General features: G+C 59.1%; 27 protein-coding genes. 13 read left to right on the forward strand and 14 right to left on the reverse strand.

From position 1 onward, the window contains the following. The 4 genes from VGP75_RS06935 to VGP75_RS06950 all read right to left on the reverse strand — a co-directional run. Positions 1-632, reverse strand: a 632-nt coding sequence (locus tag VGP75_RS06935; RefSeq protein WP_327542957.1) for an enolase C-terminal domain-like protein, incomplete at its 3' end; no start/stop codon positions are given. Between the two features lie 42 nt (positions 633-674). Further along, positions 675-1,676: an N-acetyltransferase DgcN gene (gene dgcN / locus VGP75_RS06940; protein WP_327542958.1), complete on the reverse strand. Its 1,002-nt coding sequence runs from the start codon at positions 1,674-1,676 to the stop codon at positions 675-677. 235 nt (positions 1,677-1,911) lie between these two features. Further along, complete coding sequence (amtB, locus tag VGP75_RS06945; protein ID WP_327542959.1) at positions 1,912-3,240, reverse strand: ammonium transporter AmtB; 1,329 nt, start codon at positions 3,238-3,240, stop codon at positions 1,912-1,914. A 22-nt stretch (positions 3,241-3,262) separates the two neighbouring features. Then, positions 3,263-3,601, reverse strand: a complete 339-nt coding sequence (locus tag VGP75_RS06950) for a P-II family nitrogen regulator (protein ID WP_055297178.1) — start codon at positions 3,599-3,601, stop codon at positions 3,263-3,265. A 279-nt stretch (positions 3,602-3,880) separates the two neighbouring features. On the opposite strand from VGP75_RS06950, the gene VGP75_RS06955 reads away from it, so the two are divergent. Next, the gene (locus VGP75_RS06955; protein ID WP_327542960.1) at positions 3,881-6,046 is read left to right on the forward strand and encodes a transglycosylase domain-containing protein; all 2,166 of its coding nucleotides are present in this window, start codon (positions 3,881-3,883) and stop codon (positions 6,044-6,046) included. Here the strand turns inward: VGP75_RS06955 and VGP75_RS06960 are convergent. Beyond that, on the reverse strand, positions 6,043-6,408 hold the full coding sequence (locus VGP75_RS06960; RefSeq protein WP_327542961.1) for a hypothetical protein: 366 nt from the start codon (positions 6,406-6,408) through the stop codon (positions 6,043-6,045). The two genes, VGP75_RS06955 and VGP75_RS06960, sit on opposite strands and share 4 nt — an antisense overlap. A 183-nt stretch (positions 6,409-6,591) precedes the next feature. Between VGP75_RS06960 and VGP75_RS06965 the strand changes: the two genes are divergently transcribed. Genes VGP75_RS06965 through VGP75_RS06985 form a run of 5 tightly spaced genes read left to right on the forward strand, consistent with a single transcriptional unit; the run spans position 6,592 to position 10,161 of the window. Further along, entirely contained in the window at positions 6,592-7,053 is a 462-nt protein-coding gene (locus tag VGP75_RS06965; protein ID WP_327542962.1) for a RidA family protein, read from the forward strand. Next, a complete protein-coding gene (locus tag VGP75_RS06970; RefSeq protein ID WP_327542963.1) occupies positions 7,050-7,802 on the forward strand; it encodes a glycerophosphodiester phosphodiesterase family protein in 753 nt (250 codons plus the stop codon). Before VGP75_RS06965 ends, VGP75_RS06970 begins: the two co-directional genes overlap by 4 nt. Before the next feature lie 31 nt (positions 7,803-7,833). After that, on the forward strand, positions 7,834-9,018 hold the full coding sequence (locus VGP75_RS06975; protein WP_327542964.1) for a GNAT family N-acetyltransferase: 1,185 nt from the start codon (positions 7,834-7,836) through the stop codon (positions 9,016-9,018). Further along, a complete protein-coding gene (locus VGP75_RS06980; protein WP_327542965.1) occupies positions 9,015-9,314 on the forward strand; it encodes a 4a-hydroxytetrahydrobiopterin dehydratase in 300 nt (99 codons plus the stop codon). The genes VGP75_RS06975 and VGP75_RS06980 overlap by 4 nt, the downstream gene beginning before the upstream one ends. A 1-nt stretch (position 9,315) precedes the next feature. After that, on the forward strand, positions 9,316-10,161 hold the full coding sequence (locus VGP75_RS06985; RefSeq protein ID WP_327542966.1) for a mechanosensitive ion channel family protein: 846 nt from the start codon (positions 9,316-9,318) through the stop codon (positions 10,159-10,161). A 32-nt stretch (positions 10,162-10,193) separates the two neighbouring features. Here the strand turns inward: VGP75_RS06985 and VGP75_RS06990 are convergent, their stop codons facing one another. Continuing rightward, entirely contained in the window at positions 10,194-10,445 is a 252-nt protein-coding gene (locus VGP75_RS06990; RefSeq protein ID WP_327542967.1) for a hypothetical protein, read from the reverse strand. A 94-nt stretch (positions 10,446-10,539) separates the two neighbouring features. Continuing rightward, positions 10,540-11,031 carry a peroxiredoxin gene (locus VGP75_RS06995; RefSeq protein WP_327542968.1) on the reverse strand — a complete coding sequence of 164 codons (492 nt, stop codon included), beginning with the start codon at positions 11,029-11,031 and terminating at the stop codon, positions 10,540-10,542. A gap of 92 nt (positions 11,032-11,123) precedes the next feature. Between VGP75_RS06995 and VGP75_RS07000 the strand changes: the two genes are divergently transcribed. Both VGP75_RS07000 and rsmD read left to right on the forward strand, forming a co-directional pair. After that, entirely contained in the window at positions 11,124-12,338 is a 1,215-nt protein-coding gene (locus tag VGP75_RS07000; RefSeq protein ID WP_327542969.1) for an NAD(P)/FAD-dependent oxidoreductase, read from the forward strand. Further along, positions 12,335-12,892, forward strand: coding sequence for a 16S rRNA (guanine(966)-N(2))-methyltransferase RsmD (gene rsmD, locus VGP75_RS07005; RefSeq protein WP_327542970.1), 558 nt, complete (start codon positions 12,335-12,337; stop codon positions 12,890-12,892). The genes VGP75_RS07000 and rsmD overlap by 4 nt, the downstream gene beginning before the upstream one ends. A gap of 19 nt (positions 12,893-12,911) precedes the next feature. Here rsmD and VGP75_RS07010 read toward each other — a convergent pair whose 3' ends face one another. The 6 genes from VGP75_RS07010 to VGP75_RS07035 form a co-directional block, all read right to left on the reverse strand. Next, complete coding sequence (locus VGP75_RS07010; RefSeq protein WP_327542971.1) at positions 12,912-13,769, reverse strand: 4-(cytidine 5'-diphospho)-2-C-methyl-D-erythritol kinase; 858 nt, start codon at positions 13,767-13,769, stop codon at positions 12,912-12,914. After that, complete coding sequence (locus VGP75_RS07015; protein WP_327542972.1) at positions 13,756-15,450, reverse strand: tetratricopeptide repeat protein; 1,695 nt, start codon at positions 15,448-15,450, stop codon at positions 13,756-13,758. Before VGP75_RS07015 ends, VGP75_RS07010 begins: the two co-directional genes overlap by 14 nt. 275 nt (positions 15,451-15,725) lie before the next feature. After that, complete coding sequence (locus tag VGP75_RS07020; protein WP_327542973.1) at positions 15,726-16,220, reverse strand: hypothetical protein; 495 nt, start codon at positions 16,218-16,220, stop codon at positions 15,726-15,728. Positions 16,221-16,228: 8 nt separating this feature from the next. Next, positions 16,229-17,470 (reverse strand): bifunctional folylpolyglutamate synthase/dihydrofolate synthase, encoded by a 1,242-nt coding sequence (locus tag VGP75_RS07025; protein ID WP_327542981.1) that lies wholly within the window; start codon positions 17,468-17,470, stop codon positions 16,229-16,231. A gap of 29 nt (positions 17,471-17,499) precedes the next feature. Then, on the reverse strand, positions 17,500-18,435 hold the full coding sequence (gene accD / locus VGP75_RS07030) for an acetyl-CoA carboxylase, carboxyltransferase subunit beta (protein WP_327542974.1): 936 nt from the start codon (positions 18,433-18,435) through the stop codon (positions 17,500-17,502). A 60-nt stretch (positions 18,436-18,495) separates the two neighbouring features. After that, a complete protein-coding gene (locus VGP75_RS07035) occupies positions 18,496-19,404 on the reverse strand; it encodes a CPBP family intramembrane glutamic endopeptidase (RefSeq protein ID WP_327542975.1) in 909 nt (302 codons plus the stop codon). 107 nt (positions 19,405-19,511) lie between these two features. On the opposite strand from VGP75_RS07035, the gene ilvD reads away from it, so the two are divergent. The 5 genes from ilvD (at position 19,512) to VGP75_RS07060 (ending at position 23,696) form a co-directional block, all read left to right on the forward strand. Beyond that, complete coding sequence (ilvD, locus tag VGP75_RS07040) at positions 19,512-21,245, forward strand: dihydroxy-acid dehydratase (RefSeq protein ID WP_327542976.1); 1,734 nt, start codon at positions 19,512-19,514, stop codon at positions 21,243-21,245. A gap of 4 nt (positions 21,246-21,249) precedes the next feature. Beyond that, positions 21,250-21,861: a dihydroxy-acid dehydratase gene (locus tag VGP75_RS07045; protein WP_327542977.1), complete on the forward strand. Its 612-nt coding sequence runs from the start codon at positions 21,250-21,252 to the stop codon at positions 21,859-21,861. Positions 21,862-21,923: 62 nt separating this feature from the next. Then, on the forward strand, positions 21,924-22,697 hold the full coding sequence (locus VGP75_RS07050; RefSeq protein ID WP_327542978.1) for a DUF6478 family protein: 774 nt from the start codon (positions 21,924-21,926) through the stop codon (positions 22,695-22,697). Between the two features lie 12 nt (positions 22,698-22,709). Beyond that, positions 22,710-23,075, forward strand: coding sequence for a hypothetical protein (locus tag VGP75_RS07055; RefSeq protein ID WP_327542979.1), 366 nt, complete (start codon positions 22,710-22,712; stop codon positions 23,073-23,075). A 129-nt stretch (positions 23,076-23,204) separates the two neighbouring features. Further along, positions 23,205-23,696: a fasciclin domain-containing protein gene (locus VGP75_RS07060; protein WP_055297138.1), complete on the forward strand. Its 492-nt coding sequence runs from the start codon at positions 23,205-23,207 to the stop codon at positions 23,694-23,696. A gap of 25 nt (positions 23,697-23,721) precedes the next feature. Here VGP75_RS07060 and VGP75_RS07065 read toward each other — a convergent pair. Further along, positions 23,722-24,050: hypothetical protein (locus tag VGP75_RS07065; RefSeq protein ID WP_327542980.1), on the reverse strand; the 329-nt coding region annotated here is incomplete at its 5' end.

Below are 24,050 nucleotides of genomic sequence, written 5' to 3' on the forward strand. Positions count from 1 at the left end.
AGAGGGCGCCCAATTTCGGCCAGCATGTCGTCCTGACCTGCAGGCAGCGGTTGTTCCACCATCTTCACGCCAAGGCGGATCAGATGCGGCGCGAGATCGGCATAGACCTCCGCGGTCCAGCCCTCGTTCGCGTCAACGCTAATATCTGCATCCGGCGCCCCCCGGCGGACCGCTTCAAGACGCGCCATATCGTCAGGCGTGCCAAGCTTGATCTTGAGCAAGGGACGGGCCGCGTGTTTGACGGCTTGCCGTTCCATCGCCGCGGGCGTGTCAAGCGAAAGGGTATAGGCCGTTATCTCCGGGCTTGGCACGGGCACACCCAACAGGTCCCAGACACGTTTGCCTGCGCGCTTGGCCGCATGATCCCAGAACGCGCAATCAAGCGCGTTGCGCGCGGCCCCCGCAGGCAAGGCGTCGGGCAAATCGGGCCACGCACCCGTGAAACCCGCAATCTGCGCCGTCACACTCTCCAGCGTTTCGTCGTAGCGCGCATAAGGCACACATTCCCCCATACCGCGCGCGCCATCACCTTCAACGGTAACGGTCAGGACCTGTGCCTCGGTCCGTGACCCGCGACTGATCGTAAAGACCTCGGCCAGTTGGAACACATCGCGTGTCACGCTGACTTTCATGATACCCTCATCATCTTGCCAAAAATACTCCCGCCGGAGGCATCAAAGTTCTGCCAGTGCGTCCACCAAACGGGCAGCCCCCTGCCTGTAGGTGTCGACGGTGGGCAGGCCCATGCGCTTTTCGACCTCGGCCATATAGGACAGCGCCTCATCCTCGGACAGATGCTGGGTGTTAATCGACACGCCCACAATCTGGCAGGCGGGGTTTGCCACCCGCGCGATGGGCAGCGCGGTATCACGCAGGGTCTCGAGGCTGGGCAAGGCATAATCCGGCAACCCGCGCATGTGGGTGCGGGTGGGTTCGTGGGCAAGCACCAGGGCATCGGGCTGGCCGCCATGGATCAGGGCCATTGTCACACCTGAGTATGAGACATGGAACAGGCTGCCCTGCCCTTCGATGTGGTCCCAGTGATCGGGATCATTGTCAGGGGTCAGGTATTCCACAGCACCCGCCATGAAATCAGCAATCACCGCATCCAGCGGCACGCCCCCGCCAGTGATCAGGATGCCGGTCTGCCCTGTGGGGCGGAAGGTGGATTTCATGCCGCGCTTTTGCATCTCGGCGTCCATCGCAAGGCCGGTATACATCTTACCGACCGAACAATCCGTGCCAATCGCAAGGCAGCGTTTGCCTGTGCGCTTTTTGCCGTTCGCGATCGGATAGGCGACCGACGGAATACGCACATCAAAGAGCGTCCGGCCACTCACACGGGCCGCGGACATCAGTTCGTCTTCATCACGCAGCAGGTTATGCAGGCCCGACGCAATATCGAAACCCATCCGCAGGGCGGTCACAAGAACCTCTTTCCACGCCTTGGAAATATAACCACCGCGGTTTGCCACACCGATCACCAAGGTTTTGACACCTGCAGCATGCGCCTCTTCCAGTGTCATATCGGGGATCCCGAGGTCAGCCCCGCATCCGGGCATCCGGAATTGGCCAAGCGCGTTCTCTGGACGCCAGTCCTTGATCCCTTGGGCCACTTTCGCAGCCAGTTGATCGGGGGCATCGCCGAGGAACAAAAGATAAGGGGTCTGGATCATGGAAAGGCTCCGGATGACTGAGGTTTCGCGTTGAGTGGAAGATATCGCGCATCACTGCGCAATTGCATCGCTGAATTTGACGTTCAGCTGCGGCATGGCGGCAAATTCTTGTGAAAAACAGGCCAATTGCCGAAGAAATGACGGACATGTTCGTAAGGTGGATAGAATATCCACCACCCCCAATAAAAAAGCCCGGACGCGAACGCCCGGGCTATCGAAAGTTAATGGGATGACATTAGCCCTTTGAGAAGTCGGGATAGGCTTCCATACCCAGTTCCGACATGTCCAAACCGTTGATCTCGGACTCTTCGGTGACACGGATACCCATGACCCCTTTGAGGATGGTCCATACCACCAGAGAGATCACGAAGGTAAAGACACCGTAAGCGATGATACCGGTAATCTGCGCACCCCAGTTGCCTGTGTAGAAGGCAACAGCCAGTGTACCCCAGATACCTGCGAAAAGGTGGACAGGGATCGCGCCGACAACATCATCAATCTTGAACTTGTCGAGCAATGGCACAGTGAAGACCACGATCACACCACCAACAGCACCTGTCAGAAGCGCACCGAAGAGTGATGGCGCCAGAGGCTCGGCTGTGATGGAGACCAGACCGGCAAGCGCGCCGTTCAAAACCATCGTCAGGTCGACTTTTTTGTACAGGATCTGTGTCATGATCAGCGCAGTCACCGCACCGGCAGACGCTGCCATGTTGGTGTTTGCAAAGATACGGCCAACGTCTGTGATGTCGCCAACAGTACCCGCAGCCAGCTGCGAACCACCGTTAAAGCCGAACCAACCCAGCCAAAGGATGAATGTACCCAGTGTTGCGAGGGCAAGGTTCGAACCCGGCATTGGCACGGTTTTGCCGTCCTTGTACTTGCCCAAGCGTGGGCCAAGGATCAACGCACCAGCCAGAGCAGCCCAGCCGCCGACAGAGTGTACGATTGTGGAACCGGCGAAGTCAGAGAAGCCAAGTTCGGACAACCAGCCGCCGCCCCACTGCCAGGAACCTGAAATCGGGTACATCAGGCCTGTCAGGATCACGACGAAGATCAGGAATGGCCACAGCTTGATACGCTCGGCCAGTGCACCCGATACGATCGACGCAGTCGCCGCAACAAACATCAACTGGAAGAAGAAGTCGGATGCAACAGATGCGTAATCCAGTGCGGCATCAGACGCGGAAAGACCGACTGGCTCTAGCACGGTTGGTACAAAGTTCAGCGCGAAGTAGCCGTTGAAGTCGCCCGGATACATCAGGTTGAAACCCACCAGCCAGTACATGATGGCTGCGATCGAGAAGAGTGCGATGTTCTTTGTCAGTTGCATTGCCACGTTCTTGGAACGCACCAGCCCTGCTTCCAGCATGGCAAAGCCCGCTGCCATCCAGAACACCAGAAAGCCGCCCACAAGGAACAGCAATGTGGTCATGATGTACGGGCCGATTTCGTCGAATGTCGGTGCAGCAGCTTCGGCGGCTTCTGTCGCCTCTTGCGCGAAACCGATTGTCGGGAGCAGCATCAGTGCCGCCCCAATCGATAGATATTTAGTGATTTTCATAGTTTTGTCCCTCGTTCCGCGATCAAAGCGCGTCATCATTGGTCTCGCCGGTCCGCACGCGCAGCGCACTTTCAACGTCGAGTACGAAGATCTTGCCGTCGCCGATCTTCTCGGTCTTGGCAGTGGTTGCGATAGTGGACACGACCTGCTCGGCCATGCTGTCCTGCACGACAATCTCGAGCTTGACCTTTGGCACGAAGTTCACGGCGTATTCCGCGCCGCGATAGATCTCGGTGTGACCGGACTGAGAGCCAAAGCCCTTGATTTCAGACACCATCATGCCGCGCACGCCAACGGTGGTCAGCGCCTCGCGGACCTCCTCGAGCTTGAACGGTTTGATTGTTGCAATGATGAGTTTCACGTTCTTCCCCTTGCAAATAATAATGCAGGCCCTCGTTTCGGCAGCGCCCGCTTGCAGGGGAACAAAGAGCCCGCGATTACCCCAGCGACAAGATTTCGCGCACTGCTGAACAGGGGGTTAACGCACCAGTTTGCACATTTTTTGCACAAAGCAAGAGCTTCGCCTAATTTTTAGGCGGCATAAAAAGGCTCACACACCGACTCATCCGTGCTCTACATTCTCAAGCGCGCAGGCTATAGTCGGCAAAAATCAGACCCAAAGCAGTCAATCGAGCGGATCATGAGTGGAAACGGCAAAAAGCGCACCCCTTTGGTGGCCGACAAACGCTATACAGCGAAACCTGCGGCCAAGAAGGCGACAGGGCAGAGCAAGAAGCCCGCAAAACCGGCAGCCCGGCGCAAGGCTGCGCCCAAAAGGGCCAAGCCGCGCGGCGTGATCGGCTGGATCCTTGCTCCGTTTCGCTGGATGATCCGTCTGATCTGGGCGCTGTCATGGCGTGTAGGCCTTGTGACAGGTCTGATCATCGGGGGATTCTCGCTTTATTTCGCGTCGCAACTGCCGGATGCTTCAGAGCTGATCGACGGGCGCACGCGCGGATCTGTCACGATGACCGATGTGTCAGGCAGCGTTTTCGCGTGGCGCGGCGACCAGTTTGGCGGGATGGTGGAGGCTGGAACAGTATCGCCCCACCTGCGCAATGCCGTCATCGCCACGGAAGACAAGCGCTTTTTTGCCTTCTATCATATCGGCATCGACTTCTATGCAACCACTGCCGCAATGGTGCGCAACTATCGCAGTGGCGGTAATCCCCTGTCCGGGGCAGGCGGGTCCTCTATCACACAGCAAACCGCAAAGCTGCTTTGCTACGGTCAACCTTTTGTGCCCAGTGAATGGGACAGCGAGGCCGCATATGAGGCTGATTGTCGGCGCACCACGCTGCGGCGCAAGATCAAGGAAGCTGTCTATGCCATCGGGATGGAAATCAAATACACCAAGGAAGAAATCCTCACCATCTATCTGAACCGTGCCTATCTGGGTGCGGGCAGCCGCGGGTTCGAGGCCGCAGCCCAGCGCTATTTCGGGATTTCTGCCGCCGAGGTAAACCCCGCACAGGCCGCGATGTTGGCCGGATTGCTGACTGCGCCTTCGGCGAACGCCCCCACCCGCAACCTGCAACGCGCTCAGGATCGCGCGTCTGTCGTTGTCGGGTTGATGGAAGCGCAGGCCTATCTGACGCCGGAACAGGCCCGCGATGCCCGCCTGAACCCGGCAACCCTTTCTGACGCGGCCCGCGCCCGCTCTGGCGGGTTCTTTGCCGACTGGGTGATGGATAGCGGACCCGAGTTCTTTACCCGCAATACAACAGAAGACGTCATTATCCGCACGACGCTGGACCAGCGCATTCAAACCGCCGCGGAACAAGCGCTTTTGCAGGTCTTTGAGAACGAAGTGCGCGAAGGGTCAGAAGCGCAGGCCGCGATTGTGGTGATGTCTGCCGATGGCGCCGTGCGCGCCATGGTAGGCGGCCGCAACATCAGCGCGACAGGGGCGTTTAACCGCGCAACGCAGGCACTGCGGCAGACCGGATCAGCGTTCAAGCCCTTTATCTATGCTGCCGCACTCGATCTCGGGATGTCGCCCTATGGTATGATCGACGATGCGCCGACCTGCTGGCAAAGACGCGGTTCACCCCAATGGTGCCCCGAGAACTATGACCGCGAATTTGTGGGGCCTGTGTCGATGGTGGATGCGCTGGCCACCAGCCGCAACATTCCCGCGATTGTCGTGTCCGAAGAAGTCGGCCGCGAACTGGTGCGCAATGTTGCCGCCGGTTTCGGGATCGAAGGCGATCTGGCTGCGGGTCCCGCGCTGGCGCTCGGCGTGTCGGAAAGCACGCTGCTGGATATGACTGGTGCGTTTGCGGGTATTCTCAATGGCGGTTCGGCTGTGACACCTTATGGCCTGACAGAACTGCGCTTTATGGGCGATGACACACCGTTGATGGATGCGCAGGACGTAGGCATCGGCGAACGCATCATCCGCCAAGAGGCCGCGCGCCAACTGACATGGATGATGACCAAGGTTGTCGAGGAAGGCACCGGGACACGTGCGCGCATCGACGGCTGGCAGATCGCGGCCAAGACAGGCACGACGCAAGGGTCACGTGACGCATGGTTCATCGGTTTCACCGGCGATTACGTCACCGGCGTCTGGATGGGTTACGATGACAACCGGCGTCTGACCGGCGTAACGGGGGGCGGCCTGCCCGCAACAATCTGGCGTGAAACGATGCTGCGGGTCCTGAGCGGCCAGCAACCCACACCCCTGCCAATGAGCATCCCGGAACGCCCCTTTGCAACAGGTGTACTTGAAAGCCAGGGCGGCGAGGCACCGGCGCAGGATATCCTGAACCTGCTCGACAGCATCCTGACGGGAACGAACTAGCGGTCGGGGGCTTCACACCGGTCATAGCGGAACGCATATCCGCTCCAGATCATGTAAAGCCCGGTGCCTTGCGCATCGGGCATCAGCATCGCACGCTCGGTCCATGTTTCGGCCTCGCCAGAGCAGTGCATGTCATAGATCGTGGCGTTCATATCCTCGACCTCGACAGGGTTCAGCATATGACACTCGACCTCGACCCCGTAGAAAATGTTTTCTTCGATCTTGAGCGATCCGCCATCAACACCGACCAGCGCACATTCCGCATTCGCCGTCTGTTTATAGACGCCGTCATAGGGGCTGGCCCAAAGGGCGGCAGGCAAAAACGCCAGTCCAAAGGATAGATTCGCAAAACGTGATCGCATCAGGCCTATAGCTTTGCGCAATTCCGCCTGCTGTTTCAATCTTTGATCGCGACCGACGGGCAACAAGACGCACAACGCTGTGCAGAAAAGCGACACTTCGGTTTCGCCCATAACAGCCCAGAGTGACGATTGCACCCTGCGGGTTTGCCCGCTAGCGTGCGCGCAAATGACAGGAGAACGACCATGAGTGTAATCGAATCCAAACTTGCCGAATTGGGCGTGACCTTGCCTGATGCCCCAGCCCCCGCCGCCAACTATGTTCCCTATGTTGTCGCTGGCGACATCGTATATGTATCAGGCCAGATTTCGGCCAATGCCGATGGGATGATCAAAGGCAAACTTGGCGCCGATATGGAGGCCGAGGCCGGCGCCGAGGCGGCCAAAACCTGCGCGATCAGCCTGCTGGCACAACTCAAGGCCGCCTGTGGTGGCGATATCGACCGGTTGGCCCGTCTTGTGAAACTGACAGGTTTCGTGAATTCGACCGCAGATTTTGGCGACCAACCCAAAGTGATCAACGGCGCGTCCGACTTTTTGGTCGCCGCCTTGGGCGACAAGGGACGCCACGCACGATCAGCGGTCAGCGCGGCCAGCCTGCCGTTCGGTGTGGCAGTCGAAATCGAAGCGATCTTCCAGATCAAATGACACTGCCTGCGTCTTTCTTTGCCCGCCCCATCACCCACCGCGCCTTGCATGACCGCAAGGCGGGGCGGGTGGAAAACAGCCTGAAATCCATTCAGGCGGCAATCGAAGCCGGATACGGGATTGAAATGGATATCCAGTTGACCAGCGACGGTCATGCAATGGTATTCCATGATGATGCGCTGGATAGATTGACAGCAGAAACGGGGCCGGTGCGGGATCGCACGCGTGCTGCGCTGGAGGAGATCCCGCTCACTGATGATGGCGGCACCATTCCGTCGCTAAAGGCCGTGCTGGACTTGGTGGGTGGCAAAGTGCCGCTGCTGATCGAGATCAAGGATCAGGACGGCGCGATGGGCCCCGATGTCGGGCGGCTCGAAAAAGCCGTCTGTGACGCACTTGCCGACTACACCGGTGATGTGGCGCTCATGTCTTTCAACCCCCATTCTGTGGCCGCTTGCGCGCAATATGCGCCCCACATCCCGCGCGGAATAACGACGTCCAGCTATGAGACGGTCTTCTGGCCCGAGGTTCCCGAGCCCGTCCGCGATGTCCTGCGCGAAATCCCCGACTACGACCGCGTTGGCGCCTGTTTTATCAGCCACGAATCCACCGATCTTGACCGCCCGCGCGTGGCCGAACTCAAAGCCCAAGGCGCACATATCTTCACGTGGACAATCCGCTCTCCCGAGGCTGAAGCAAAGGCGCGCCGGATCGTGGATAATGTGACATTCGAGGGTTACTTGGCTTGACGCCGCACCCGATGCACACAAGTTGCACCCTATGAGCGACGCACCCATCGAGATCACCGCGCACCCGACCATCAACGCGATTGACGCGACCGAGTGGGATTCCTGCGCCTGCCCCGAGGCAGCAGATGGCCGCCCCGATGATCCGTTCACGACGCATCGTTTTCTGAAGGCGTTGGAGGACAGCGGATCGGTTGGCCCCGGCACGGGCTGGCAGCCACGGTATCTGACCGCGAAACAGGGTGACGTCATGATCGCGGTCGCCCCGCTTTATGCCAAAGGGCACAGCCAGGGCGAGTATATCTTCGATCACAACTGGGCCCATGCCTATGAAAACGCAGGCGGGCGCTACTACCCGAAACTGCAAATCGCCGTGCCGTTCACGCCGGCCACAGGGCGGCGGTTTCTGACCAAACCGGGGTTTGAGGCCGCGGGCATGTCGGCGCTGATCCAAGGGGCGGTGCAGATTGCCACCGATAACGAACTATCATCAGTCCACGCCACATTCTGCACCGAGGCCGAAGCGATTGGCGGCGCAGAGATTGGCCTTCTGGCGCGTATCGGACAGCAGTTTCATTGGGTAAACGATGGCTATGCCGATTTCGACGCCTTCCTTGGCTCGCTTTCCAGTCGCAAGCGCAAGAACATGCGCAAGGAACGCAAGACGGCCAATGATTTCGGCGGCGAGGTCGTCTCGCTGACGGGCGACCAGATCAAGCCCGAACATTGGGATGCGTTCTGGGTGTTCTATCAGGACACCGGCAACCGCAAATGGGGCACACCTTATCTGACGCGGGCGTTTTTCGATTACGCGCAGGAAACGCTCCGCGACGATATGTTGATGGTGCTGGCGCTGCGCGACGGGCGGCCCGTTGCAGGGGCGCTGAACTTCATCGGGCGCGACACGCTTTACGGGCGCTACTGGGGCTGTATCGAGCACCACGATTGCCTGCATTTCGAGGTCTGTTACTATCGTGCAATCGACTATGCTATCGAACACGGACTGGGCAAGGTCGAGGCCGGCGCGCAGGGCGAACACAAACTCGCACGCGGGTATCTGCCCGTCGCCACCCATTCGCTACACTGGTTCGGCGACGCAGGATTCAAAGACGCCGTTGCCCGCTATCTTGAGGCCGAGCGCGAAGCGATTGATCACGAGATCGAGGTGCTGACCAGCTATGGCCCGTTCCGCAAATCCAATATGGAGGACCACCAATGACCGACAAACTGACCGCCGCCGAGCACGAAGAACACATCACGCCGCTGCTGGAAAACGGCTGGACGCTGGCCGAAGGCGGGGATGCGATCCACAAGGAATTCGTCTTTGCCAACTTTGTCGAGGCCTTTGGTTTCATGACCCGCGCCGCGATCTGGGCGGAAAAGCTGAACCACCACCCCGAATGGTTCAATGTTTACAAAACCGTGAAGGTGACCTTGACGACACATGACGCAGATGGCCTAAGCGCGCTGGACGCCAAACTGGGCGCGAAAATGGACCAACTCGCCGGAGGCTAATGTGGAGCAACTACTCAACACCGTGATCTGGAACGGCAATACGATCGGTGATCTGCTGACGATCCAGTTTCTGGCATCCGCCGTCGGCAGTGTGCTGGCCGTTGTCGCGATCCTGTTCGTGGGCTTTTTGCTGGGCGGTTGGGCGCGCAAGCGCCTGATCGGGCTGGGGCAGTCTTACGCGCATCTGGACATGACGCTGTTCAACTTTCTGGGCAATGTGGCGCGCTATATTGTCATTGGCTTTGCGTTCCTTTTCGTGCTCAACACGTTCGGGGTGCAGACAACATCCGTTGTCGCTGTCATCGGTGCCGCCGGTCTTGCGATAGGTCTGGCCTTGCAGGGTACGCTGTCGAATGTTGCTGCGGGTGTGATGATCGTATTTTTCCGCCCCATCAGGATCGGCGATTTCGTCGAGGTGAACGGCCAGATGGGCACGGTAAAGGAAATCACGCTGAACTACACAGAGCTGGCGGCGGTGAGCAACGTGCAGATCATCATCCCCAACAGCCAGGTCTGGGGCAATACCATCGTGAACTATTCCAGCTATGACACCCGCCGTGCAGAGTGGATCTTTGGTGTAGCTTACGGGGCTGATCTGAAGCTGGCCGAAGAGACAATCCGCGAAACCATCATGTCCGACCCACGGTCAAAGACCGACCCTGCGCCGTTTATCCAGGTGAACAATCTGGGCGATTTCTCGGTCGATTTTCTGGTGCGCGTGTGGTGTGCCAGTGGCGATTACTTTGCCTATCAGGCCGATATGAAGCGCAAGGTAAAAGAGGCGCTGGACGCAGGCGGCATCGAAATTCCGTTCCCGACACGTACTGTGATGCAAGTGAACGGATAAGAGGCCGAGAGTCGACGTGTGATTGCCGCGCTTTACGTCCGGTCGTCGCGCTCTGTCGTCGTTTCTGGTTCGTTGTGATCGCTGGGGTCAAAATCACTGGGATCGTATCCCTCATCATCCTCGGCGATACCTGTGACATGCGTCGTTCCGGTTTCTTCGTCGTAGACAAGCCCGTATTTCGCGCGACCTTCGGACTTGTAGCGACGGTACTCATGGATGCCGGCGTAGATAAAGACCAGTATGAAGGGCACGATAAGCGCGATTGCGATCAGTTGGGGTTCCATCGGGATCGGCCTTTGCATGCGGGGTGTCGTGGTGACGGGCTGCGCCGATACGCAGAATGATACTGCCCGCCGAAACGGGCAGTGTCGGTGTCGCTTAGTCCAACTGCGCCAAGAGCGTTTCGCCAGCAGAAATTTCACAAACGCCGGGGCCCTCTTCCTCGTTGAGGATTTTCACAACGCCGTCTTCAACCAGCATCGCGTAGCGCTTGGAGCGGTCTACGAAGCCGACGGGGCCCGCGCTGAAGTTCATGCCGATGGCTTTGGTAAATGCACTTTCCGCGTCAGCCAGCATCGTGATGCCGGTTTCGATTGCGCGGGTGCTGTCGCCCCATGCTTTCATCACGAAGGGATCGTTTACGGACACGCAGATGATTTCATCCACACCTTTGTCCATGAACGCATCATAGGTCACCATAAAGCTGGGCACGTGCGCGGTTGTGCAAGTGCCTGTATAGGCCCCGGGCAAACCAAAGATCACAACTTTGCGCCCGTTCACCTTGTCGGAAAGCTGTACCTGCTGTGGGCCTTCATCGCCCATCACCAGCAACGTGGCGTCTGGCAGCGTATCACCTGTCTTGATTGTCATAACTCTCGCCTTTGTTCAGAATTGTTTCTCCGTTGAAATCTCATATAGAGTGCGAAAAGCCAACAGCCAGTCACAAGAAGAGGTGAACCCCCATGACGCACGTTGTTATCGTCGGAGCAGGACAGGCAGGCGCATCGCTGGCCGCGAAACTGCGCATGGTCGGATTTGAGGGGGAGATCACGCTGATTGGTGCCGAAAAAGTGCCGCCCTATCAGCGCCCGCCGCTGTCCAAGGCCTATTTGCTCGGCGAAATGGCCGAAGAACGGCTCTATCTGCGGCCTGTGGCCTTTTATGAAGAGCACAGGATCAATCTGCGTCTCGATACCCGCGTGACCGCGATTGATCGCGTGGCAAAAACGATCCGGCTGAGTGACGATACACATCTGTCCTATGATGAACTTGCCCTGACCACCGGCGCACATCCGCGCACCCTGCCCGCAGCCATCGGCGGCATGCTGGACGGCGTTTTTGCCGTGCGCGATCTGAGCGATGCCGATGCAATGGCCCCTGCGTTCACAGCAGGCAAGCGGGTGCTGATCATCGGCGGCGGGTATATCGGGCTTGAAGCGGCGGCGGTGGCGTCAAAGCTGGGGCTACAGGTAACGCTGGTGGAAATGGCGGACCGGATCTTGCAGCGGGTCGCGGCCCCTGCAACGTCCGACTACTTTCGCGCCCTGCACCAAATCCACGGCGTTGATATTCGTGAGGGCGTGGGGCTTGAGCGATTGTTGGGCGAGGATCATGTGACCGGTGCAATGCTGACCGATGGCTCAACGCTGGAGATTGATTTTGCGGTCGTCGGCGTCGGGATTAACCCCGCGAGTATTCTGGCCGAAAGTGCAGGGCTTGATGTGGGCAACGGCATCACGACTGACAGTCACGGGCGCACGTCCGATCCGCATGTCTGGGCTGCCGGTGACTGTGCCTCATGCCTGTTTCACGGCCAGACCATCCGGCTTGAAAGCGTCGGAAACGCAATTGATCAGGCCGAGGTTGTCGCGGTGAATATCGCGGGCGGCGATGAACCTTATGTGCCAAAGCCATGGTTCTGGTCTGATCAATATGACTGCAAACTGCAGATCGCAGGGCTGAATTTGGGCTATACGGATGTTTATGTCCGCAAGGGCGACGCGCCCGGTGTGCAATCGCACTGGTATTACAACGGCGATACATTGCTGGCGGTCGATGCCATGAACGATCCGCGCAACTATATGATCGGCAAGCGTTTGATCGAAGCAGGGCGCAGCCCTGATCCGGCACTAATCACTGATCCCGCAACCGACATGAAAGCCTTGCTGAAACCGTGAGGATCATCGGCGGCACCCATCGGGGCACGGGCTTGGCCTCTGTCGGCCAGGGCGATGCGGCCGCGCATTTGCGCCCCACCACGGACCGTGTGCGCGAAAGCCTGTTCAACGTGCTGCAAGGCGGACGGTTCGGTGATCCGATCAACGGCGCACAGGTGCTTGATCTGTTCGCGGGCACCGGAGCGCTGGGGCTTGAGGCGCTGTCACGCGGAGCGGCACATGTCACATTTGTCGATAACGGGCGCGTGGCGCAGAAACTGATCCGCGAGAACATTACCAAACTGCGCAGGCAGGACGATACGACGGTACTGGGCACCGATACGGCGAAACTGCCACAGGGCACGCCCTGTGCGCTGGTCTTTCTTGATCCGCCCTATGATCAAAACCTCGGTGGCAAGGCGCTAGCCGCGGCAAAGGCCGCAGGGTGGCTTGCCCCTGATGCGCTGATCGTCTGGGAGGAAAGCCGCGCGCAGATTGCACCGCAGGGGTTCACTACACTGGATCAGCGGCGCTATGGCGACACGTGGGTAACCTTTCTACGTCACAACGCCTGACACAAAGCGGTTTGCCTGCCTAAAGCAGCTCGGCGGGTGCAACCCACCAATCCATCTTGGCCACCTGAACGATGCGCGCCACCTGACGCGCGGTGGCCATATCTTTGACCAGTCCAAAACACGTAGCCCCTGACCCCGACATGCCCGCGACAGATACCGCAGGAAGTGACCGGAGCTTGGCAATCGCCTCGCTGATCTGGGGGGCGATGGTTTCGGCGGGGGCTTGCAGGTCATTGCGCTGCGCCAAGAGCCAGCGGACAAAGCCGTCATAGTCGAGTGCGGCGGGCAGTGGCATCATCGGGCTGCCCTGCTTGGTTGCAAGGCCCTGAAACACCGGACCCGTCGGCACCTCGACGGGAGGGCGCACCAAGACAAGCGCACAGGATGGCAGTTCCGCGACCGGTGACAGCACATCGCCAATCCCGGACATCCGCAAAGGGTGTGGTGATGACACGCAAACAGGCACATCCGCGCCAAGCGCCACGACCTCGGGCGTCATCGCGGGAAGTGGCGCGACGCCCCAAAGCTCTGCCAACATGGCCAGCGTCGTCGCGGCATCCGAAGACCCGCTGCCGATACCTGCCGCGTGGGGCAGATGTTTTTCCAAGGTCAGAGAGGCCCCTTTTGTGACGCCCCGCGCTGCGCGCAGCACCTCGGCGGCGCGCATCATCAGATTGGTATGGTCTGTGGGCACACCGATCGAGAACGGGCCGGTCACCGAAATGCGCAGATCGGAAGCAATCGTCGCGCTGAGCTGATCTGCAACGCCAGCAAACACGACCAGACTGTCCAGCAGATGATAGCCATCGTCCCGCTGTCCGGTGACATGCAGGGTCAGATTGACCTTGGCGGGGGCGCTGGCCTTAATCGTCGCCACTGGCAACCCGAATGGGGGCACGCCCCTCATCGACCAAAACCAGATCTAACCCACGCTCTAACTTGTCACGGATACGCAAGGCCTCGTCGGCCTCAGGATCGAACGAGAGGGCGCGATGCCACTGGAACCGCGCTTCGGTCTCGCGGCCAACGGCCCAGAACGCATCCCCCAGATGATCGTTGATCACAGGATCGACCGGCTCGAGTGAGGCGGCCCGTTCAAGATGAAAAACCGCCTCTTCGTAGCGGCCCAATTGGAAATAGACCCATCCCAGACTGTCCACGATGGCGCCGTTATCGGGCCGCGCTGCAGCCGCTGTTTCAATCATCTCCAGCGCTTCATCCAGCTTTTCGCCGCGTTCGACCAGCGAATACCCAAGGTAGTTCAGGACCTGCGGATGATCTGGACGCAACGCCAGGGCCGCGCGGAAATCTGCCTCGGCATCCGGCCATTCATCCAAGCGGTGATAGGAAATGCCCCTTGTATAGTATACGAACCAGCGCGGATTCTGGCCTTCGTCATAGAGATCCAGTGCGGTGGAGTAAGCGGCGATTGCCTCATCATAACGCTCTGCCTGCCGCAAGGTATCGCCCTTGGTGGCGTAGACTTCGGGCAATGCGGGGTGACTACGCGTCAGGGCCTCAAGCACTTCGATCGCCGCATCCTGCCTGCCAGCGGCACGCAGCACCTCGGCCCGGCCCAGTTCGGCGGCGGAAAAAGAGGGATCGTCGCGCGCAACAGATGCAAAAGCGGTATTGGCAAGGTCATATTGTTCAAGTTCTTCAAGCAACCGCGCAGTCATGAGAACCGCAGCCGTGTTTTCGGGCCAAAGGTGGCTTGCCGCACGGGCATACATCAGCGTGAATGGTGCCGGTGCGTCTTCCTGCACGATCCCCGCAATAACATGGCAGAGATCGCCGAGCCCTTGCGCAGGTGTGCGCACGGCTGTGTAGGCCACAGCTTCGTCCGCGACGATCCTGGCACGCAGATCGGCAATGCCGGGATCAAGCTGATCACCAAAGACACCGTCGATGATGGCCAGCGCATCGCCGTTGCGTCCCAACTGGCTCAGGATTTGCGCGTGGGCGATGGCACTCTGGCGGCTGTAACGCATTCCCCCCGGGACCTGCCCCGAGAAGATGGCATCGGCGCCTTCGAAATCGCCCACAGAGGCCAGCGCATAGGCTTTGTGCGTCAGCCCGTAGATCATCATGCCCTCAGCCGCGATCACTTCATCAAAGCTGGCAGTAGCGCCGGTCATGTCGCCCTCGCCCAGATAGGCCCAGCCCTTGGCCAGACCATCCACCAGCGGCCCGACAGAGCGGCCTGCTGCGAGCGTGTCGAGAATACCCTGCCAATCGCCCGCTTTGGCTTTGGACATCATCAAGGTCAGGTTGGCAACCTGGCTCTCGTACCCGCGTGCCGCGATAGTTTCCGCGATCGGCAGCGCCCGCGCGATATCGCCCAAGGCGATATAGGCGGTCATTGCATTCTCAAGCAGTGCTGGTTCAGCGGGATCAGAAATCAACGCGCGTGACAAACGCCGCGACGCCTCGGCAAAATCGTTCGCCTGCAGGGCCTGCCGCGCCGCGAGATATGATCCCGCATCCGGATCTGCGAAACTTGGACCCCAGCCCAAAATGGCGACGGCCGTGATCGCTCCGAAAAATGATCTCTTCACTACAGTCAAACCTGAACCTCTATTGCTTTTACCGCACCCTAAGCAGGGAAAGGCTTGCATGCAAACGGCGCAAAGTAAGGGTGGCAAATTGTTGCGGGTCAGATGGAAATTCAGAAAGCCTGGGCACAGCGGGACACAAGAAGACAGGCCATTACGGCCCATCTGCTCGCCCTGCCAATACTGCTCGCATGCACCTATTAAATATGGCGCTTCACGTTAGCAGTGACACTAAGCGATAAGGTGATTCGCAGTCAAGTAACTGATTCGCGAATCGGTCAACTTGTTGGGGCGTAAACCCGGCAGAGCGGATCGACGGGGACAGGGCTGACCAGAAAAGGGGTCTCTGGCGGCATGCCGCTTTCTTCAACCCAGCGCCCGTTGAGGCAAAAATCCTGTGCATAGTTCCCAAGGTTGAACCCGAAACCGGGGTTGCCACAATCCATCGCCGTGCCATCGGCGTTCCATGCCTGAGACACACCAAGACCCATCTCGCCCGGCGTCAGAAAAACGCTGCGCGCGGGATCATAGTTGAGAAACCAGCTCGCACCCTCACGCATTGTGTCGATGTCCCATTTGCCCAAAAGCCGCTGGTCCTGGTATCCGGCAATCCGGAACAGGGTGACATCATCTTGGGTGATCAGAGGTTTGTTCAGTGCGGTTGGCGTGATCGACATTTGTCCGGTCATCGTATAGCCGTTCGCCCCTTGCCAGCAGAAATAGAAGTCTGCCGCATTGGCAGAATTCGCCAGCAACGAAAGTGCGAATGCCACCCGCTTGATCAACCACCATTCTCCCGCATCACATGCCCCGCCAGATAGAGCGATCCGCAGATCAGGATCCGCGCATTGGGCGCATCCTGCTTGATCGCGACGATTGCCTCTTGAACAGTGTCGGCAATGCGGGCCGGTAATCCAACCTTTTCCGCCTCTGCAGCGGTCGTTGCCGCAGGCAATGTGGCTTTTTCGCCGGGAATTGACAGGGCGGTCAGCGATTCTGCGACACCGGCCAAGGGGCGCAGGTAGCCGCCAATATCCTTGGTGTTCAGCATCCCACAGATCAAATGCGTGGGGCGTGCCGGTTGCGCGCGTAGCGTCTCGGCCAGCGCCAGCCCTGCGGCGGGGTTATGCCCACCATCAAGCCAAAGCTCGGCAGGGGCCGCGAGTGACACCAAGGGCCCTTCCGTCAATTTTTCCATCCGTGCGGGCCAATAGGCGCGGGTCACTGCCGCCTCGCAGGCTGTTTCGTCTTTGCCCAGTGCGCGCAATGCAGCAATTGCCGCCCCTGCATTCATCACCTGATGCGGTCCGGGCAAATTGGGCAACGGCAAGTCCAGCAGCCCGCGCTCGTCCTGATAGACCAGCCGGTCACGCTCGACACTCACATGCCAGTGCTGACCATACGCGAGAAGCGGCGCGCCGAGCGCTGCCGCCTTTGCTTCGATCACATCCATGCTTTCATCGTGCTGCGGACCCACGATACAAGGTACGCCGCGTTTGATGATGCCTGCCTTTTCGCCCGCAATCGCAGCAAGCGTATCACCCAGATATTGTTGGTGGTCCAAATCGACCGGCGTAATGACTGTTATGGCAGGGTCTGCGATCACATTGGTCGCATCCAGACGCCCGCCAAGGCCGACTTCAAGTAGCGTGTAATCCGCAGGCGTTTCCGCAAATGCCAGTAGCGCTGCGACGGTCGTGATCTCGAAATAGGTGATCGGATCGGGCCCGTTCGCCACATAGCAACGGTCCAGCACATCCATCAGTGCCTCTTCCGTGATCAGCGTTCCTGCCAATCGGATTCGTTCGTGAAAGCGCGCCAGATGCGGTGATGTGTACGCATGAACGGTTGATCCGCCCACCTCCAATCCTGCACGGATCATGGCTTGGGTCGATCCTTTGCCGTTGGTGCCCGCCACGTGGATCACGGAGGGCAAGCGGTCTTGGGGGTTGTCCACAGCCGCCAGCAGGCGCCACACACGGTCCAAGGTCAGGTCGATGACCTTGGGATGCAGGGCCATCATCCGTTCAAGGATCGCGTCAGAAGTCCGGCTCACTTGGCCTCTTCTTCCGCCGCAGCGATTTCCTCGGTGGCTTCCGACTTGATCTCTGGCGCAGGCAAATCACCCTTCACCGGTGGATCCTGCCGCATCAACAGGCGCACGATTGTCACCAGCTCATCCTTGAGTTCGGTCCGCTTGGTCACGCGGTCCAACATGCCGTGATCAAGCAGGTATTCCGCCCGCTGGAACCCTTCGGGCAGTTTTTCACCGATGGTTTGCTCAATCACCCGCGCACCGGCAAAACCGATCAACGCATTCGGTTCGGCAATCTGCACATCACCCAGCATCGCGTAGGATGCGGTCACGCCGCCCGTGGTCGGGTGCGTGAGGACAACGATATAGGGCAGTCCCGCCTCTTTGAGCATCTGCACCGCGATTGTCGTGCGGGGCATTTGCATCAGCCCAAGGATACCTTCCTGCATGCGCGCGCCGCCTGCGGCGGAAAACAGGATCAACGGGCATTTCAGCGCGATAGCGCGCTCGGCTGCTGCCACAATCGCGTTGCCGACATACATCGACATTGACCCGCCCATGAAGGAAAAGTCCTGCACTGCGACGACAACCTGCGTGCGTCCCATTTCTCCTTCGGCCACCAGCATCGCATCTTTTTCGCCAGTTTTCTTCCGGGCTTCCTTAATGCGGTCGGTATAGCGTTTCTGGTCGCGAAAATGCAGCGGGTCTGCTGTGGGTTCAGGCACCGCAACCTCGACAAAGACGCCGCCATCAAAGATGGACCGCAAACGATCACGCGCGCCAATCGCCATGTGATGATCGCAGTTAGTGCAGACATTCAGGTTATCCGCCAACTCGCGGTGAAACAGCATCGTGCCGCAGTCATCGCATTTCGTCCAAAGATTGTCCGGCACCTCGCGGCGTGAAAACAGCGAGTTGATCGTGGGTCGAACGTAGTTGGTAATCCAGTTCATAAGTGCGGCCTTTAAGGTCTGTTCACGGTCTGAAATATGACGCCACGTCGCGAAATGCAATCAGCGCCGCAGCGCAATGCGTGCCGCAAGCCACATGATCAGGACCGAGGTGAGCATCGTCAGCAGCTGAAACACGATCCACGGCGATAAGAGCGCCTCTATGCCATAAGCATAAAGTGCCGGGTCCTCATAGGGATAAAGGAAAAGCGCCAGCCCCGATGAGGGCCAGCCCTGTACCCCGACGACAAGCAGCGCAAAGACATTGTTCGCCATGTGCAGCCCAATCGCAGCCCCCAGGTTCCCTGTGCGCGCGGTCAGATCGGCGCAGGCGATGCCCAGCGCAGTGGCCCAGATCGCCCAGATCGTCCCTTCGGCAGCCCCGTTGCCATTCCAGAAATGCAGCCCCCCGAACATCACGGAAGGCAGGATCATCCACGCCCAGGGGCTATCCGAAATACACGCACATTGTTGTTGCAGATAGCCGCGAAAGATCATCTCTTCGGTGCCGACCTGGATCAGCACCGCCACCAAAGCCAGCGGCACAAGTGCGGCCCAGACGCCGAAATCACGCACCTCGGCCAGATCGGCGGGGTTGATCCAAGGCGGCAAGAATTCCAACGCCAAAAGCCAGAGGCCCACGGCTGCGCCAACGCGGATCAGATCGCGCTTGGCCGCTTGCGCGGGTCCGATCAGCGACCAGAACCCGCGACCATGCAAAAGGCGCAGCAGCACGAGAAAACCGACAGCCGAGATCCCAAAGGACGCAAACTGCGCGAGCGTGCCAAAAGCTGTCGTACCCTCATAGAATGCGTCAACCGCGGCATCGGTGGGTAGAAAGGCCGTAAAGATCGCAGGCGACAGCGCGAATACAATCTCGAAACTGACGATCATCACAAGGATGCGCCACGTCTCGCGCGCGGCCCAAGCGGGTCTGATAAAACTGCGGTGGGCTTCGTAGGGGTGGCGCATTGGGCGACCCTAGCGCAGTTACCAACCGCCGCAACCAGCTTTGGAGGGCTTGCGCCGGACCTGCCCTCTATTTAGACCGTTTCCAAAGCGTTTGTGAGGAGATTGAAATGCCCAAGAGCCCCGTTGACAAGACACACCTGCCCAGCCGCCATGTGACCGAAGGCCCGTCGCGCGCGCCGCACCGGTCTTATTTCTATGCGATGGGGCTTGATGAAGAGGCGATCAAACAGCCTTGGGTCGGTGTCGCGACCTGCTGGAACGAAGCGGCCCCTTGCAACATCTCGCTGAACCGTCAGGCGCAGGCTGTGAAACTGGGCGTCAAAAAGGGCTATGGCACGCCACGCGAATTCACCACGATCACCGTCACTGACGGTATCGCGATGGGCCATGAGGGCATGCGGTCCTCGCTGGCCTCGCGCGATGCGATTGCCGATACGGTCGAACTGACGATGCGCGGCCACTGCTATGACGCGATTGTTGGCCTTGCTGGCTGTGACAAATCCCTGCCCGGCATGATGATGGCGATGGTCCGCCTGAACACGCCGTCTGTCTTTATCTACGGTGGTTCCATCCTGCCGGGCCGTCTGGATGGCAAGGACGTGACCGTGCAGGACGTGTTCGAGGCCGTGGGCAAACACCAAGCGGGAAATATGACCGACGCCGAGCTTGAAGTACTGGAACGTGTGGCCTGTCCGTCGGCGGGTGCCTGTGGTGGCCAGTTTACCGCCAACACCATGGCCTGTGTGTCCGAGGCGATTGGCCTTGCGCTGATGAACTCTTCTGGTGCCCCTGCCCCCTATGAGAGCCGCGACCAATATGGTGTCGCCTCGGGTGAAGCGGTCATGAACCTGATCGCCAAGAACATCCGCGCCCGTGACATCGTGACACGCAAGTCTTTGGAGAACGCAGCCCGTGTTGTGGCCTGTACCGGTGGTTCTACCAATGCTGGTCTGCACCTGCCTGCAATCGCCCATGAGGCCGGCATTGATTTCGACCTGATGGATGTTTGCGAAATTTTCCGCGACACACCTTATTTCGTGAACCTTAAGCCAGGTGGCGATTATGTCGCCAAGGATCTCTACGAGGCAGGCGGTGTGCCGGTGGTTCTGAAAGAACTACGCAAAGCCGGTCTGATCCACGAGGACTGCATGACCGCGACAGGCCGCTCGATAGGCGAAGAGCTTGATATGATCGCAGGCGAAGCAGATGGCACCGTGATCTATCCGGTTGAAACCCCGATCACGCCAACAGGTGGTGTTGTCGGTCTGCAAGGCAACCTTGCCCCTGAAGGTGCGATTGTAAAAGTGGCGGGCATGGCCAGCGACGAGCAGGTCTTTACCGGCCCCGCACGCGTGTTCGAAAGCGAAGAGGACGCATTTGCCGCAGTCAAAGCCCGCGAATACGAGGAAGGCGAAGTCATCGTCATCCGCAACGAAGGCCCAGCAGGTGGCCCCGGTATGCGCGAGATGCTGGCAACGACTGCCGCACTGTCAGGTCAGGGCATGGGCAAGAAAGTGGCGCTGATCACCGACGGCCGTTTTTCGGGCGCGACACGCGGGTTCTGTGTGGGTCACGTCGGACCAGAGGCCGCGCATGGCGGGCCGATCGGTTTGCTGGTCAATGGCGATGTGATCACAATCAATGCGGTGACGGGTGAGTTGAGCGTCGATCTCACGGACGAAGAACTGGCCACGCGCAAGGCGAACTGGAAAGGCCCCAAAGAGACGATCTATGCCTCTGGTGCGCTTTGGAAATATGCCCAGCTTGTGGGTGGGGCACGTTTGGGGGCAGTTACGCATCCCGGTGCGAAGGCCGAAAAACACATCTATATGGATCTGTAACGGCATGATCCGTGCCACTTGCGTAGTTCTTGGGGTGCTGGCCATGACGGCCTGCACCCCGATTGATCAGGTGACACAGTCTGTTTCGCTTGGTCAGGGCGCTATTATTGCGACCGCGCCTTCAGGCTATTGTGTTGATCCTCGATCAAGCCAACTTGCAAAGGATTTTGCGATGTTGGCATCCTGCGCCACATTGGGGCACAGCACCGCCACGCCCGAAATCGTGGGTATCGCAACCATACAGGTGGGCCCCCCCGACAGCGGGCGCATTGCCGTGGACGAAATCGGCCTGCGGGATTTTCTCATCACGAATGACGGTGTCCGCCTGCTGACGAAAGCGAACAATCCCGATGCTGTGAATGTTTTGTCCACGCAGGCCTTCAACGATCAGGTCATGATCCATTTCACCGATCAGGGGCCACCACCGCTGGACGGTCTGCAACAGGAAGAATGGCGCGCCTTTGCAAATGTGAACGGGCGGCTGGTCACCATCGGCGTGCGCGGCTTGGCGGCATCACCGCTTGAGGACGGGCAAGGCGCAACCTTGCTCAAACAGATCCTTGCGGGCGTAAAGGCACCAACCGCCGCGGCGACAGACAGCCCAGCCGAAACCTGAGCGGTTTTCATCGCGCGTTTTGTTGGGCAAACTTGTCCCGGTTAAGGAAGAAGACTGCGCATATGCCATTTCCACTGCAAGGCCGCATCACAAGGTTCCTGCAACGCCGCAGCATTGCACGGTGGCGAAAGGCGACCAATGCGGTCGGGGCGACCGACCTTGCATCACTGGATCAGGCGAACGAAGCCGCCAAGAAACTGCTGCGCCACATTCAGGCCTTCCGCTTTGCCGCTGACAGCAGGCTTGCACTGCCACGGATCGGCTCTGATATTTTTCCCCAGCCGCCCGGCACGGACTGGGCGTGGCGGCCAAAACCCTGGCGGGCCGCAGCAGACATACCGGGGCATGCGCCTGCACTGTCCAAGATGGAAATTACCAATGAACTGGTGATCTTTCACGACTGCCCCCGCGGTGAAGTCATTCTCCGGCAGGTCCGCAATACCCATGACACCGATCTTGCACCTTTCGGGATCATGCTTGAGACCTTCAACTTTGTTGGCAGCTATCTGTCACTTGTGATCGAGGTTCCCGAAGAGTCCTGTGAAGGGCTGCGCAAGCGCCATCTGATCCGGTTGGCGGCGCTAATCACGCGCGAAAGACCGACAGCTATCTACGCGCGGCTGAACGTCAAGAACGGCCCGAACACCGAACAGGTGCTGCTGACCTTGCCGGACAATGCATCAGAAACCATGGTCGAATTCGATCTTGCCTACAGCGGCCTGAATGAACGGCGGGCCGAACGGATGTGGATTGATCTGATGATCGAACGCCCCGCGATGAACAAACTGACTATTCGTGATCTGACACTCAGCCGCTATCCACGTGCTGAAATCTAAGGAAACGATCCCATGGCCACTGCGCATTTCATCAACACACGGATCAAAGCAGGCGTTTGGCACGGCGACCTGACGGGTGCCGGACAGGAACAACCGGTTTTGCAGGTCACCCATCTTGGTCAGGCTTTGCCAGAGCTGAATTGTACCTATGATGCGGAACATGATGTCTGGCATGTCGCCGTCCCGATCCCAACGGCATTGATCGCGGATGGGGTACAGACCTTCCTGATCGCCAACCAAAGCGGTACCACATTGGAGAGTTTCACACTGATCGCCGGCGCCCCGCTCGCCGAAGACTTGCGCACCGAGATTTCGGCCATACGAAGTGAGCTGGAGGTTCTCAAAAAGGCTTTTCGCGCGCATTGCGGCGAAGGCTGATGTGACCATACGTCGCGCCTCGCGCATCGGATCAAAACAATACAGCTGATAAACTCATTGTCAGATTGACAACCAGTGCACCTCTCGGCCCGTAACAAGTTCGTTAACAGGGAACGAAAGGAACACCCAATGAACCGTCGCTTTGCAATCAAATCTACCATTCTCGCCGCTGGCGTTGCTGTTGCTGCAGCTTGTGCGCCCATGATGGAGAGCGAGCCTGATATCGTCGATATCGCGGCTTCCAACGGTAACTTCAACACATTGGTCGCTGCTGTGACCGCTGCCGGTCTGGTGGACACATTGAAGGGCGAGGGTCCATTCACTGTCTTCGCACCAACAGACGCGGCTTTCGCCGCCCTGCCAGCAGGCACCGTTGAAACACTGCTGATGCCAGAAAATATCGACCAATTGACAGCGATCCTGACATATCACGTCGTGCCCGGTGCGGTCACTTCCGATCAACTTGCCGGTCAGCGCCTCAGCGTTGCCACCGTCAACGGTGAAGAAGTCCACATCGACGGCCGCAACGGCGTGACCGTTGAGAACGCGACAGTGACAACAGCAGACATCATCGCGTCGAACGGCGTGATCCACGTCATCGACGCCGTTCTGCTGCCATAAGCCATACCATCCACCCAACCGCGTCTTACCTCTGGACGTTGCGGTCGGGATGCCCCAAGGGCACCAAACGGCCCCATCGCTCGATTGCGGTGGGGTTTTTGGATGCGGAAACGTGCTCTTCGCGCAACTGCACTGGTAAGGTGGACACCGCGCTGCCGCCGGAGGCATGCGCAATCAGCCAGCCCGAGGCAACGGCAGGTTTGGGCACGACGCCATCCGCGCGAATATTGTTGTGTAAACGTCGTTCGCACAGCATCCTCGTGGCGGAATGCTTGTTGGGGGCGAAGCTATCAAAATCATGGGCGCGTTTGGAGAAGTCATTCGGGGCGGATACGCGTCTGCATTGTGGATATC

This window comes from Yoonia sp., assembly GCF_036007805.1.
In the GTDB taxonomy this organism is placed as follows: domain Bacteria; phylum Pseudomonadota; class Alphaproteobacteria; order Rhodobacterales; family Rhodobacteraceae; genus Yoonia.

Coding starts and splice junctions, on each gene's coding strand:
- VGP75_RS07050 (WP_327542978.1), top strand. CDS start 21,924: ATGCCATTTCCACTGCAAGGCCGCATCACAAGGTTCCTGCAACGCCGC.
- VGP75_RS06980 (WP_327542965.1), top strand. CDS start 9,015: ATGACCGACAAACTGACCGCCGCCGAGCACGAAGAACACATCACGCCG.
- VGP75_RS06970 (WP_327542963.1), top strand. CDS start 7,050: ATGACACTGCCTGCGTCTTTCTTTGCCCGCCCCATCACCCACCGCGCC.
- ilvD (WP_327542976.1), top strand. CDS start 19,512: ATGCCCAAGAGCCCCGTTGACAAGACACACCTGCCCAGCCGCCATGTG.
- VGP75_RS07025 (WP_327542981.1), bottom strand. CDS start 17,470: ATGATGGCCCTGCATCCCAAGGTCATCGACCTGACCTTGGACCGTGTG.
- dgcN (WP_327542958.1), bottom strand. CDS start 1,676: ATGATCCAGACCCCTTATCTTTTGTTCCTCGGCGATGCCCCCGATCAA.
- VGP75_RS06990 (WP_327542967.1), bottom strand. CDS start 10,445: ATGGAACCCCAACTGATCGCAATCGCGCTTATCGTGCCCTTCATACTG.
- VGP75_RS06955 (WP_327542960.1), top strand. CDS start 3,881: ATGAGTGGAAACGGCAAAAAGCGCACCCCTTTGGTGGCCGACAAACGC.
- amtB (WP_327542959.1), bottom strand. CDS start 3,240: ATGAAAATCACTAAATATCTATCGATTGGGGCGGCACTGATGCTGCTC.
- VGP75_RS06960 (WP_327542961.1), bottom strand. CDS start 6,408: ATGCGATCACGTTTTGCGAATCTATCCTTTGGACTGGCGTTTTTGCCT.
- VGP75_RS07035 (WP_327542975.1), bottom strand. CDS start 19,404: ATGCGCCACCCCTACGAAGCCCACCGCAGTTTTATCAGACCCGCTTGG.
- VGP75_RS06975 (WP_327542964.1), top strand. CDS start 7,834: ATGAGCGACGCACCCATCGAGATCACCGCGCACCCGACCATCAACGCG.
- VGP75_RS07055 (WP_327542979.1), top strand. CDS start 22,710: ATGGCCACTGCGCATTTCATCAACACACGGATCAAAGCAGGCGTTTGG.
- accD (WP_327542974.1), bottom strand. CDS start 18,435: ATGAACTGGATTACCAACTACGTTCGACCCACGATCAACTCGCTGTTT.
- VGP75_RS06995 (WP_327542968.1), bottom strand. CDS start 11,031: ATGACAATCAAGACAGGTGATACGCTGCCAGACGCCACGTTGCTGGTG.
- VGP75_RS07045 (WP_327542977.1), top strand. CDS start 21,250: ATGATCCGTGCCACTTGCGTAGTTCTTGGGGTGCTGGCCATGACGGCC.
- VGP75_RS07000 (WP_327542969.1), top strand. CDS start 11,124: ATGACGCACGTTGTTATCGTCGGAGCAGGACAGGCAGGCGCATCGCTG.
- VGP75_RS07060 (WP_055297138.1), top strand. CDS start 23,205: ATGAACCGTCGCTTTGCAATCAAATCTACCATTCTCGCCGCTGGCGTT.
- VGP75_RS06965 (WP_327542962.1), top strand. CDS start 6,592: ATGAGTGTAATCGAATCCAAACTTGCCGAATTGGGCGTGACCTTGCCT.